Below are 12,275 nucleotides of genomic sequence, written 5' to 3'. Positions count from 1 at the left end.
CATTGACAGTCATGACATGACCGTCGGGAAGGACGGGGCTTTCTGCAGTCCGGCTGGAGGGCGCCTGGAGCTAGAGCACGTCCGAAAGGAAGCCTTGGAGGCGTTCCGTCTGCGGGCTGGTGAACAGTTGCTCCGGAGGACCGGATTCCACCACCACGCCGGCATCCATGAAGGTCACGATGTCGGAGACGTTGCGGGAGAAGCCCATTTCGTGGGTTACCACCACCATGGTCATACCACCCTGGGCAAGATCGGTCATGAGGGCGAGGACGCCCTTTACCAGCTCCGGGTCCAGCGCGGACGTGGCTTCGTCGAAGAACATGACCTCTGGTTTCATGGCCAGCGCACGGGCAATGGCAACACGTTGCTGTTGCCCTCCGGAGAGGTTGGCGGGACGTGAATCAGCCTTGTGCTTCAAGCCCACAAGGTCCAGCTGCGCGAGGGCTTCATCGCGGGCCTGGTCTTTGGACATGCCACGGAGTTTGCGCAGTGCCAGGGAAATGTTCTCTGCAACGGTTTTGTGCGGGAACAGGTTGAACTGCTGGAAGACCATTCCAATGCGGCGGCGAAGCTCGTCTGGATTGTCCTTGAGCACCGAACGGCCATCCAGCAGGATGTCGCCCTGGTCGGGCTCGATCAGCCGGTTCATGACACGGAGCAGAGTCGACTTGCCCGAGCCGGAAGGGCCGATGACCGAGGCCGTGGTGCCCTTCTCAACATGGAGGTCGATACCGCGCAGCACATGGTTGCTGCCAAACGACAAATGGATGTTCTTCGCGGTGAGCGTCCCGGACGCGAATTCACTCATGCTTGGGCTCCTTTTCCAACCACTGCGGCTGCCTCATCCGGTTCCTTCTTCTCCGGGCGGCCGGCACGCATGCGGGCATCGATCCAGTTCACGAAATGCGTGAGCGGGATCGTCATTGCCAGGTAGAAGATCGCTGCTGCAACGTAGGGTGACAGGTTGCCGCTGTTGGCTGCTGCATCCTTGCCGATCTGGAAGATTTCGCGCTCAGTCGCCAGCAGGCCGAGCATGAAGACCAGGGACGATTCCTTGATCAACGCAATGAACTGGTTGACCAGGGCCGGAAGGACGCGGCGGATGCCTTGCGGCACCACTACCAGGCGCATGGACGAGCCGTAACTGAACCCCAGCGCCCGCGTGGCTTCAAGCTGGCCCTTGTCCACGCTCTGGATGCCGGACCGGAAGATCTCGCCAATGTACGCGCCGGACATCAGCGACAAAGCGGCGATGGCCATGGGGTACGGGCTGGTGGAACCGGTGAGTTCACGAATGATCGGACCGAAACCGAAGCCGATCACCAGGATGGTCAGCACCGGCGGGAGCCCGCGGAGAATGTCCGTGTAAATGCGGGCTACCCACCGTGCTGCCGCGTTCCGGGAAATCCCCATCAGGGCAAGCAGCATCCCGAGGGCGGTGCCAATGATGCCAGAGACGACAGCCAGGACGATCGTGTTGGGCAGACCGACGGCGAACATCTTGGGAATGACTTGGCCCATCGCCTCCCAGTCAAAGAAGGTATCGGCTAATTGATTGAGGATATCCATGGAACGCCTTGGTTACTTGGCCGGGAGCTGGACGGCCTTGCTGCCCGGCTTCCAGCCTTGCGGGGTCTGCTCTGCGGCAGTCGGACGGTCCTTGTACCACTCGGCCGTGAGCTTCGCCCAGGTGCCGTCAGCAATGACGGCATCCAGGCCGGAGTTAAGGGCGTCAATCAGCGGCTTGTTGTCCTTGTTCACAGCGTAGGCAGTGAAGTTCTGGGTGTTGACAACCTTCTCGGCGATCTTGGTGTTGTCGCCTTCCTTGACCTGGCCTTCGGCCTGCTGGGATGGGGCAACCCATGCGTCGATCTGGCCGTTCTTCACGTTGCCGTAGACGGTGTTGTAGTCAGGGAAACGTACCGGCTCAATCTTGAGGGTGTTCGTCATGTAGTCGTCCTGGACCGTGCCCTGGACAACGCCGATGCGGAGGCCTTCCTTGATGTCGCCGAAACCGGTGACCTTGGAGTCGCTCTTGGTCACGACGGCCATGTAGCCGAAGTCGTAACCGTTGGTGAAGCCAACCGTCTTACGGCGGGCGTCAGTGGTGGAGATTGAGGAGGATCCGACGTCGAACTGCTTGTTTCCCACCTGGGAGAGCAAAGCGGAGAAGTCAGTGGAAGCGAACTCGACCTTGAGTCCCAGCTTGTCGCCGATGGCGCGAAGGAGCTCGTTGTCGTAGCCGGTGAACTTGCCGGAAGGATCGATGAAGATGTTCGGCGGAGCGTCGGACAGGGTACCTACGCGGATGGTGCCGTCGGTGATGAGGCCGAGCTTGGACTTGTCGATCTTGTCCAGGGGAGTAACGTCGGCGGTGGTGAAGCTGTCCAGCGACTTCTGGTCGCTGCCGGCGAGGGCGTCAGTGGCACTTCCGCTGGGCTCAGAGCTTCCTCCGCCGCAAGCTGCCAGGGAAATCACCAGGGCTGCGGCCACGGGGGCAACAGACAGCCACTTAGGGGCTTTGAATTTCATGAAGAAATCACTTTCATCGGGTCACGGAGACGTTTCGCGGTGGGCGGGGAAACGGCAGCAATACAAAGGTTGGCTGTCCTAGCAGACTTCAACCCGCCAAACTTAATTATGTCACCAGCCCGTAGGCGCGCCGTGAATCGAAGAAATGGGTGCTCGCCCTCAATTTTTCCGAAGATAGTTCCCGGAAGAGCGTCATGGGGAGTTGACTGTTCCGGTTCTGGTGCCGGCGGTGGAATTCACGCCGGAACTGCGGGGTGCCGGGGGTTCCCGAAAAACATGTGACATGCGTCGCAGAAAGCCCCTTCCGGGGCCTGAAAGCTAGAAACCGCCGCGGCTCGCATCCTCCGGAGGAAGCACCGGCCACTCACCCTCAATAACAGCAGTTGGTTTGCTGCGGCGCAGGTACTGCTGGAAATCTGCGGCCTGGGATGCGGCCCAGTCTACTTGCAACTGGTGCAGCTTGGAGGCCGGCATCTGGAGCTTGGGGAACTTGCCGGCCATGGCGTCCAGCACCCTGAGTGTGGCGAGGGCGTCGGCGGCGGAGGTGTGGGCGTTGGTCAAATCGACGCCGTACTCCTCGCACAGGGCGGTCAGTGTCCGCTTGCCCTTGCGGTACCGATCCACCTGCTTGTTCATTACATAGGGATCGAGAACAGGGAAGCGGCTCAGTTGGGGAACGCCGTAGCGGGCGGATTCGGCCGCCAACACGGTGAAGTCGTAACTGGCGTTGAAAGCGATCACCGGAGTTCCGGCGTCGAACAATTCCTGGAGTACCGCCGCGACCTCGCGGGTGACCTCTGCCGCGGGTCGCCCTTCGGCCCTCGCCTTCTCCGTAGTGATGCCGTGCACTTCGCTGGCTTCGGCGGGGATTTCCACGCCCGGATCCGCCAGCCATTCGTGCTCCGCGATGAGTTCGCCGTGGGAATCGACCACAGTGATGGAAGCAGTGACGATCCGTGCGGAACGGGAGTTCTTCCCAGTGGTCTCGAGGTCGAATGCGGCGCGGGAGAGGGTGTTCCAGGAGCTCATGCTTTCACGCTACCGGCTGGCACCGACAGTACTGGGCAGGACACTCCTGCCGTTAGGCTGAACACATGCGGATGGAGTACGTAACGGCGGTTTTGGCCGTCGTGGACCTCGTTCCACCTGCTTCGGCAGTGTCCTACGGCGACGTCGCTGAGCTCCTCGGTTCCGGTGGGCCGCGGCAGGTTGGTGCCGTCATGAGCCACTACGGCAGTGCCGTGGCCTGGTGGCGCGTGCTGCGGGCCAGCGGGGAAGCTCCTCCCGGCCACGAAGCCGACGCACTCCGGCATTATCTGGAGGAATCCACTCCGCTGCACGGTGCGTACCAGGCATTCCTGCGGACTGGCGAAGGCAGGTGGCGGGTCGATCTCACGGCGGCCCGGTGGGCGCCTGCGGACGAGGATTTTGACCAACTTGATGTGATCTCCGACCAGTTGGAGCGTCGACTCCATATATTGTCGGTACCCGATGATGAAATGACTGTGTGACCGCAACTCCTGCCAAAACCCGCCCAGCATCTGCAGCCCTTCGGCTGTTGCCGCCGCGGCAAACCCGCTACGCGGCACCGTCCCTGTCTCCCGACCAGCACGCGGTGGTCGCCCTCCCGCAGGGGAGCGGGCCGATTCTTGTGCCGGGTGGTCCCGGAACCGGCAAGTCCACTGTGTTGGTGGAGTCGGCTGTCCGCCGTGTCCGCGAGGATGGCCTGGACCCTGAACAGATTCTCATCCTTGCCCCCGGGCGCCATGCGGCAGCTTCCCTGCGCGACACCTTTACGGGCCGGTTGGACCGCAGCCTTAGTACGACGCCGGCCCGCACCTGGGCTTCCTATGCTTTCGATATCATTCGGCGCGCCAAAGCTGAAGGTGTCCTGCCGCTGGCGCGGCCGCCCAAGCTCCTCTCCGGTCCGGAACAGGACCTCATCATCAAAGAGCTCCTGGAGGGCCACTCGCGTCCTGGCTTCCAGTTGCCTTGGCCGGATGACCTGGCCGCGGCCCTGCCCACCCGAGGTTTCCGCCATGAAATCCGCCAGTTGTTCGATCGCATCATCGAGTCCGGACGTACCGCCGATGATCTGGTGGGGCTGGCCTACGAGTGCGGGAGGCCCGACTGGATGGCGGCCGCAGAGCTCTACAGCGAGTACAGGGACGTCCTCGACCTCCGTATGCCTGAGGCCTTCGACCCCGCCGGGATCATCACCACCGCCCGGCAAATATTCCAGGACTCCCCGGAGTTCCTTGCTGAGGAACGGCGGAGGCTTCAATTGTTCCTGGTGGACGACGCCCAGGAATCCAATCCGGCGGTGTTCGAGCTCCTGGCTGACGTAGCTGAGGATAAGGACGCAGTGGTGACCTACTCGCCGGACACCGTGGTGCAGGGTTTCCGTGGTGCCCGGCCCGATCTCGTGGCGGAGTTGCCGTCCCTGCTGGGTGGTCCGGAGCGGGCCGTCCTGGAACGTCCGCTGTCCGTGACTCACCGCCACGCTCCAGCTGTGGCTGAAGCCTGGACCCGGGTAGCGGCCCGTATTTCGCAGCGTTCCGGCGGTCAGTTGGCGAGGCAGTTGGAACAACCGGCACAGGCTGGTGGCGTCACCAACGAATCCGTCCCGGATGGCCGGGTTGAGGGGCATGTGTTGCCCTCCGCCGTTCACGAGATGCGCTATGTCACCCAACGGATTCTTGAAGCCCAGCTGCGGGAGGGCCGCGAGTTCAGTGACATCGCTGTGATTGTCCGCAATGGCGGGCAAATCTCGCAGTTGCAACGCTACCTCGGTGGACAGGGCATTCCGGTGCGGGTTCCGGTGGCAGACTCTGCTGTCCGCGACGAAGTGGCGGTGCGTCCACTTCTTGAGGCTTTCGCCGTTGTGTTGGACCCGGCAAAGCTTACCCCCGAAACCGCTGTATCGCTCCTGACCTCGCGCATCGGCGGAGCGACGGCCATTGAACTGCGCAGACTCCGTCAGTCGCTGCGGCGTGAGGAACTTCTTGGAGGTGGCGGCCGGTCAAGCGACGCGTTGCTGGTGGAAGCCCTGCTGGAACCGGGAGCATTGGCATCGCTGGGTATCGAGGGCAGTGCGGCCCGGCGACTGGCGCGAACGATCTCGGCCGGTGCCGCAGCCGCTGCGGAAGCCGGAGCCAACGCCGAATCCGTTCTTTGGGCCCTGTGGCATGCCACAGGCTTGTCCGCACGATGGGCCGAAGCAGCATTGGAAGGCGGTGCCGGCGGGGCCCGCGCCGATCGCGACCTTGACGCCATGATGGCGCTTTTCCACACTGCCGAACGTTTCGTGGACCAGCTCCCCGGTTCAGGACCGGAGCAGTTCCTTGATTATTTGCTGAATCAGGAGCTGCCAATGGACACGTTGGCAGCACGCGCACAGCTCGAAGACTGCGTGGAAATCATGACCCCCGCCAGTGCTGCCGGCCGGGAATGGCCGGTAGTGATTGTGGCCGGGCTCCAGGAAGGTGTCTGGCCGAATACCCGCTTGCGCGGCGAACTCCTGGGCAGCACCGTGTATGCCGATGCCGTGGAGCACGGGGTGGACTACGCCCTGGGGCGGGGACCGCTCAGCCGGCTCCGGGACATCCGGTACGACGAACTCCGGAGCTTCTCCACCGCCATCTCACGTGCACGTGAAGTCCTGGTCTGCACGGCTGTCTCCTCCGAGGATGAGCAACCCTCCGCATTCCTGGACTACGTGGCTCCCCTGGGCCAAGGGGAATACAAGCGCGGATACACCCCAGTGGACCGCCCCATGACATTGCGGGCCCTCGTGGCCGAACTCCGGCAGCACGTCCAACTGGACGAGTCCTCCGGTCAGGAGCCGCTTGCTGCGCGCGAGGCCGCCCGGATACTGGCCAGGCTGGCCAGCACGGAGCCCCCGGTTCCCGGCGCGGACCCGGACACATGGTGGGGCCTTGCGCCCCTGAGTTCCGCGGACCCGGTTGTACCCCCGGGCGGCACAGTCCCAGTCTCACCGTCCAAAGTGGAAGCTGTCCACAAATCCCCGCTGGACTGGTTTGTCCAGGCCGCGGGAGGTGAGGCCGCCACCGATTTCGCACGCAGCCTGGGCACCCTGGTCCACAGCATTGCCCAGGACCTGCCCGAAGCCTCGGGCAGCGAGTATGTGGCCGAACTCGTCCGACGTTGGCCCACGTTGGGCATGAAAGACAACTGGGAGGGAAGGCTGGATTTCCAGCGGGCTGAGCTCATGGTCCGCAAACTGGCACAGTATGTCCTCCTCATGCGCAGCGAAGGCAGGAGCCTCCTGGCTGTCGAACACGACTTCGAGGTCCAGCTTCCTGACGTCCGGCCTGTGGCGATACCGGCCGGAGACCTGGACTCCCCAACCCTTCAACGCCATGCCGTGCTCCGCGGACAGGTGGACCGATTGGAGATCGATTCCGAGGGACGGCTGGTCGTCGTCGACCTCAAAACCGGCAAGCGGCAACCGGGCAAGGCAGAAGTCGCCAACCATCCGCAGCTGGGCGCTTATCAGGCTGCGGTTCTCAAGGGCGCGTTCCAGGACGCTCTGCCCTCGGGGGAGGAACCCGGCGCCGTGCTCCCGGCAGAGACCACGAAACCCCTCACCCCTGGAGGCGCTGTGCTGGCCCAACTGGGTACCAAGACCAAGAGCCCGGCCGTTCAGCAGCAGGCTCCCCTGGAGCCCGGAGACAACTGGGCAGAAGGCCTGGTCAATGAAGCCGCAGTGTTGATGGCCGGTGCAACGTTTGAAGCCCGTCATGATCCCGGCAAAGGCAGCCATGGCGGACATGGTTGCCGTCTTCCGGACATTTGCCCGTTGTGCGCGCGAGGAAAGCAGGTTACCGAATGAGCACTGAGCTCCTGGACGGTTTTGGGGGCCTGTCCTCCACTGTCGACGGCGGCGCGGCTACCCCGGAGCCCCGGTTTACTCCCTCGCAGCTGGCGGACATCCTGGGGGAGAAGAACCATCCCACGTCCGAACAGTCCACCATCATTTCGTCCTCCATGACGCCGCGTCTTGTCATTGCCGGAGCGGGTTCCGGAAAGACTGCCACCATGGCCGACCGTGTGGTGTGGCTTGTCGCCAACGGATGGGTTCGCCCGGAAGAAGTTCTGGGCGTGACATTCACCCGCAAGGCCGCAGGAGAACTGGCCAGCCGGATCAGGAGCAAGCTGGCCACCCTCCAGCGGGTTGCAGCCGAAGACGACGGCAGCATCGGATTTCCTGCGGACCTGCTCGGTGCTGATGATCTGGAGCCCAGGGTATCCACCTACCATTCGTATGCCAGCGGCATTGTGTCCGACTACGGCCTGCGCTTGGGGATCGAGCGCGACGTCGTGCTGCTGGGTGGGGCGCAGTCCTGGCAGTTGGCCAGCGAAGTCGTAGAAGCTTACGACGGCGACTATGAGCACTTCACCGCCGCCAAGTCGACGTTGGTGAACGGTGTCATCCAGTTGGCTGGTGAGTGCGCCGAACATCTCCAGGATCCCGCCATGGTGCGTGAATGGGTGCTCGAACGGGTGCAGGGATTCGAACAGCTCCCTTATGTGGCCGGAGCAAAGAAGAACCCCACACAGGCCGCGGGGGAAATGGCCGCGATGCTCAGGACCCGGGCCAGTGTGGCGGACATGGTGGTCCGCTACCAGGAGGCCAAGCGCCAGCGGGGGGTCCTGGACTTCGGGGACCTGGTGGCACTGGCTGCCCGGATTGCGCGGGACATCCCCTTGGCAGCCACCACCGAACGTGCGCGGTACAAGGTGGTGCTTTTGGATGAGTTCCAGGACACCTCGCACGCCCAATTGGTGCTGTTCTCGCGACTCTTCGGCCAGGGCCACGCCGTCACCGCCGTGGGCGACCCCAACCAATCCATTTACGGATTCCGCGGGGCATCCGCCGGGCAACTCTTCCACTTCGTGCAGGAGTTCCCGGTGGTGCTCAGCGCCAACGGGGAGGATGCGACGTCCTACGCTGTGGCACCCACCTCCTACCTGACCACTGCCTGGCGGAACGGAAGGAACATCCTCCAGGCAGCCAATACCATCGCAGCACCCTTGAACAAGGCTGCCGGCACCGGCGCAGTAGCGGGGGAGAAGTCGGAACCTGTGACCGTCGCCGTTCCCCCGCTGGTACCCAGCCCTGCCGCTGTGGACGGCAGCGTGGTGATCGGCCGGTTCGGCACGGATGAAGACGAGGCCGCGGCGATCGTTCGCGACGTCCGGCGTTACCAGCGAACTGTGTTTGAGGAAGAGGACGACGGCACACCCACGAAACCGACCATGGCGGTTTTGTGCCGCCGGCGCGCCCAAATGGAGTGCCTCCGCCGCGAGTTTGAACTGCAGGGAATCGCCTACGAGATCGTCGGTCTCGGCGGATTGTTGGACACCCCGGAGGTGGTGGATCTGGTGGCTACCCTGCGGGTACTGGCTGATCCAGGGCGTTCGGATGCACTGATGAGATTGCTTGCCGGGGCACGGTGGCGCATTGGTCCGGCGGACCTGATGGCTTTCAGCGACTGGTCCAAGTTCCTCGCCCGGCGACGGTCAGCCCCGGACACCCAAGGTGAAGCGAGTGAAACCAACGAGGAACCATCGGCCGTGGTGGTGGAAAGCGATATCACTGACGCCTCGAGCTTGGTGGAGGCTCTTGACTACCTCCCCAAGGCGGGTTGGACTTCCGGCCATGGAAGGAGCCTGAGCGGAGCGGCATTGGACCGCCTGCACACCCTGGCCGCCGAACTGCGTTCCTTGAGGAGTTTCATCGGGGATGACCTCACCACTCTTCTGGGCGAGGTGGAACGAGCCATGCTCCTCGACATCGAAGTTGCCGCCAAGCCTGGAGTCAGCATTCATCAGGCGCGGCGAAACCTGGATGCCTTCCAGGACGCCGCGGCCAACTTCCTCCAGACGTCGCAACGGATCGATCTTCTGGCCTTCCTGTCCTGGCTGGAGGCAGCGGCGTCCGAGGAAGGCGGCCTGGATATTTCCCCGGCGGAAACCAACCGTGAAGCCGTGCAGCTGCTGACTGTCCACGCCTCCAAGGGCCTGGAATGGGATGTGGTCTTTGTGCCCGGCCTTAACGCAGGTTCGTTCCCCAGCAACAGGGATTCCCGGTGGAGCACCGGCGCCGCGGCTCTGCCGTGGCCGCTGCGCGGAGATCGTGCCGACCTTCCTCAATGGGACCTTGACCAGCCCGACCAGAAGGGCTGGCTGGATGCGGAAAAGGACTTCAAATCGGAAGTCCAGCACCACGGCGAAGCAGAGGAACGCCGCCTTGCCTACGTTGCCTACACCCGGGCGAAGTTCGTCCTATGGGCCTCCAGCGCAGCCTGGAATGGTTCGCGCTCGGGGATGGCTGGAATGTCTGCCTTCCTTTCCGAGCTTGCGCCTCTTGCCGGGCTGGAGCAGGAAGGCGAAGAAGGGCCTCACGGCAGAGGGGCTCAGGCCCTCGTCCACCCCGATTCAGTGGCGGAAGAATCCTTACCCGACACCAGTCCTTTGACCACTGAGCTCGAGGTAGCCCAGTTTCCGTACGATCCCCTTGAAGGGCCTTCCGACCCCAGGACAGGCGCCCGCCTCAGGCTGGCGCCTGGTCGTCGCGATGCCATGGACCGGGCCGCAGCAATGGTGCGGGCATGCATGGAAGAGCCCGGCAGCGAACCTGCATCGTTACCCTTGGGCGGTGCGGCCGGAAAGTGGGCGCAGGAGGCTGAGCTGTTGCTGGATCGGCAGAGGCGGCGGAAGGCGATTCACGACATCCATCTGCCCAGCCATATCTCCGCATCGCTTTTCGTGGACCTCGGCGACAATCCTGCCGCTGTTTTGTCCCAACTCCGCAGGCCCGTTCCCCGGGAGCCGGGCATCTCGGCGCGAAAGGGTACGGCTTTCCACGCCTGGGTGGAGGAGTACTTCGGTACAACGGGAATGCTGGACCTCGACGAAGCACCTGGCTCGGACTCCCATATTGACGAGGCCTATGGCCTGGACGACATGGTGGCGGCGTTCAAGCAGTCCGAATGGGCACAGCGCGCCCCGGCTTTCGTTGAAGTGCCCGTGGAAACCCGTATCGGCGACGTCGTTGTCCGTGGGCGGATCGATGCGGTGTTCCGTGACGCCGATGGCCGGTGGCAGCTGATCGACTGGAAGACGGGACGACGTCCGGCGGGCAAACAACTGGCAAGCCGTGCGGTGCAGCTTGCCGTCTACAGGCTGGCGTGGGCGCGGCTCAAGGATGTACCTCTTGAAGACGTCAGCGCAGCGTTCTACTACGTGGCCGAAGACTCCGTGGTGCGCCCGCACGATCTCGGCAGCGCCGCGGAACTGGAACAGATCATTGCCAGGGCGCTGAAGGACAATTGAGGAGCAGTAAGGATCAGGAGCGGTCCGCAGTGTGCAGCGGCGTGACTACGCTGATGGCAGCCGTGGACGTATCGTCATGATCGCTTGACGCATCGCTTCCGGCCCGATCGGAATCCGCTGAAGCTGCCGGATCAGTCGAATCGGTGGACCCTTCGGCAGTAGGCTCCGCAGCGGGAATTGCTGCCACCGAAACTGTTGGACCGGCGTCGGGAATTGCCACCACGCTGACCGCAGGTTGCTGGGCGGCGGCCATCGCGGCCTGATGCTCGGCGATTTCCTTTTCGGCTGCTTCTGCTTCTTCATCGAGGCGCGCCTGCTCCTCGATGTCGCTGGCGAGGGACTGAAGCATGGACTCAGCCTCCGCCGTCATGCTTTGATGTCCGGCAGCCATGGCCTTGACCAGATACTGGGCCAGTGCGAACTCTGCCAACAGTGCAGCGCGCCGGAGCAGGTGGGCGTCCGGGGTTTCCCTGCGGGCCTCGGTGTAGTGGGCCAGCACTGCCTCCACGAAGGATGTTTCGTTGGAAGCCACCAGCCACGCGAAGTCGTCGGCAGGGTCACCGATCCGAAGGTCAGTCCAACCGGTGACTGCCGTGACGGTGTCGTCCTGGACCATCAGGTTGTCTTCGTGAAGGTCGCCGTGGACTACGGAGGTATTGAAACGCCACAGGGCGACATCTTCCAGGGCGTGCTCCCACCGGCGCAGCAGCGTGGCAGGAATCTTGCCCGTTGTGGCCGCTTGGTCCAGTTCGTTGAGCTTGCGTTGCCTGAATTCATTGGCCGAGTAGCTGGGGAGGTCCGCATTGATGACCAGGCTCAGCGGAAGGTCATGGACAGCGGCCAATGCAGTGCCGATTTCCTTGGCCAATGCCGGGCTGCTGGCCGAGAGCTCCTCAATGGACAGGACCGACCCCTGCAGGTGCGCGTAGACGAAGGTCGTGAGAGCGCCCTGCCGGACGGTGCCGGCAATGGTGGGCACATGGAAGGGCAGCTCGGCCCTGACGGCAGGAGCGAAGGCGCGGAGCACCATGAATTCAGTTTCCAGCCGCGTGCTGGCTTCAGGGTGGCGCGGCGAACGGACCCGCCAGCGTTTGCCTTCCGCGTCGAGCAGCGACGCGGAGTCGAAGTCTGCGTCGTCGTCGGGGGAATAGGCTGTAGCCGTCGGCGCAAAACCAGGCACCGCCGCAGTTGCTATAGCGGCCAGTTCGAGCGGTGTTCTTCTCACCTCTCCACGGTAGATTGAGTGCGGCCGATGGCCATGATGCAGCGCGGCGAGTCTCCAGATCTGCAGCAAATCAACAGCGGAACAGCCCAAAAGACCGGCTTGGCTGTGTTCCGGGGCCGGCTCTCCACAAGCGGCGGGCCCTCCAAATGTTTTTTGT

The 12,275-nt window shown here is 63.5% G+C and carries 8 protein-coding genes; 3 read left to right on the top strand and 5 right to left on the bottom strand.

Going from position 1 to position 12,275, the window contains the following annotated elements; translation table 11 throughout:
- Positions 1 to 70: 70 nt before the first annotated feature.
- From IEY62_RS01575 to IEY62_RS01560, 4 genes are all read right to left on the bottom strand, one after another.
- Positions 71 to 808, bottom strand: coding sequence for an amino acid ABC transporter ATP-binding protein (locus IEY62_RS01575; RefSeq protein ID WP_189013346.1), 738 nt, complete (start codon positions 806 to 808; stop codon positions 71 to 73).
- Positions 805 to 1,569 (bottom strand): amino acid ABC transporter permease, encoded by a 765-nt coding sequence (locus IEY62_RS01570; RefSeq protein ID WP_189013345.1) that lies wholly within the window; start codon positions 1,567 to 1,569, stop codon positions 805 to 807. The genes IEY62_RS01575 and IEY62_RS01570 overlap by 4 nt, the downstream gene beginning before the upstream one ends.
- 12 nt (positions 1,570 to 1,581) lie before the next feature.
- Positions 1,582 to 2,532, bottom strand: a complete 951-nt coding sequence (locus IEY62_RS01565) for an ABC transporter substrate-binding protein (RefSeq protein WP_189013343.1) — start codon at positions 2,530 to 2,532, stop codon at positions 1,582 to 1,584.
- Between the two features lie 318 nt (positions 2,533 to 2,850).
- Complete coding sequence (locus tag IEY62_RS01560) at positions 2,851 to 3,561, bottom strand: 3'-5' exonuclease (protein WP_189013341.1); 711 nt, start codon at positions 3,559 to 3,561, stop codon at positions 2,851 to 2,853.
- A 65-nt stretch (positions 3,562 to 3,626) separates the two neighbouring features.
- On the opposite strand from IEY62_RS01560, the gene IEY62_RS01555 reads away from it, so the two are divergent.
- From IEY62_RS01555 to IEY62_RS01545, 3 genes are read left to right on the top strand one after another with little or no spacing between them, the layout of a single operon-like run.
- Positions 3,627 to 4,043 (top strand): MGMT family protein, encoded by a 417-nt coding sequence (locus tag IEY62_RS01555; RefSeq protein WP_189013339.1) that lies wholly within the window; start codon positions 3,627 to 3,629, stop codon positions 4,041 to 4,043.
- Complete coding sequence (locus IEY62_RS01550) at positions 4,040 to 7,387, top strand: ATP-dependent helicase (RefSeq protein WP_189013337.1); 3,348 nt, start codon at positions 4,040 to 4,042, stop codon at positions 7,385 to 7,387. Before IEY62_RS01555 ends, IEY62_RS01550 begins: the two co-directional genes overlap by 4 nt.
- On the top strand, positions 7,384 to 10,893 hold the full coding sequence (locus IEY62_RS01545) for an ATP-dependent helicase (RefSeq protein ID WP_189013335.1): 3,510 nt from the start codon (positions 7,384 to 7,386) through the stop codon (positions 10,891 to 10,893). Before IEY62_RS01550 ends, IEY62_RS01545 begins: the two co-directional genes overlap by 4 nt.
- A 13-nt stretch (positions 10,894 to 10,906) precedes the next feature.
- Here the strand turns inward: IEY62_RS01545 and IEY62_RS01540 are convergent, their stop codons facing one another.
- Positions 10,907 to 12,118, bottom strand: a complete 1,212-nt coding sequence (locus IEY62_RS01540; protein ID WP_189013333.1) for a macrolide 2'-phosphotransferase — start codon at positions 12,116 to 12,118, stop codon at positions 10,907 to 10,909.
- Between the last annotated feature and the right edge of the window lie 157 nt (positions 12,119 to 12,275).

Source organism: Paenarthrobacter histidinolovorans (assembly GCF_014647595.1).
Lineage (GTDB): Bacteria > Actinomycetota > Actinomycetes > Actinomycetales > Micrococcaceae > Arthrobacter > Arthrobacter histidinolovorans.
This window is presented reverse-complemented; position numbering and strand designations above follow the sequence as displayed.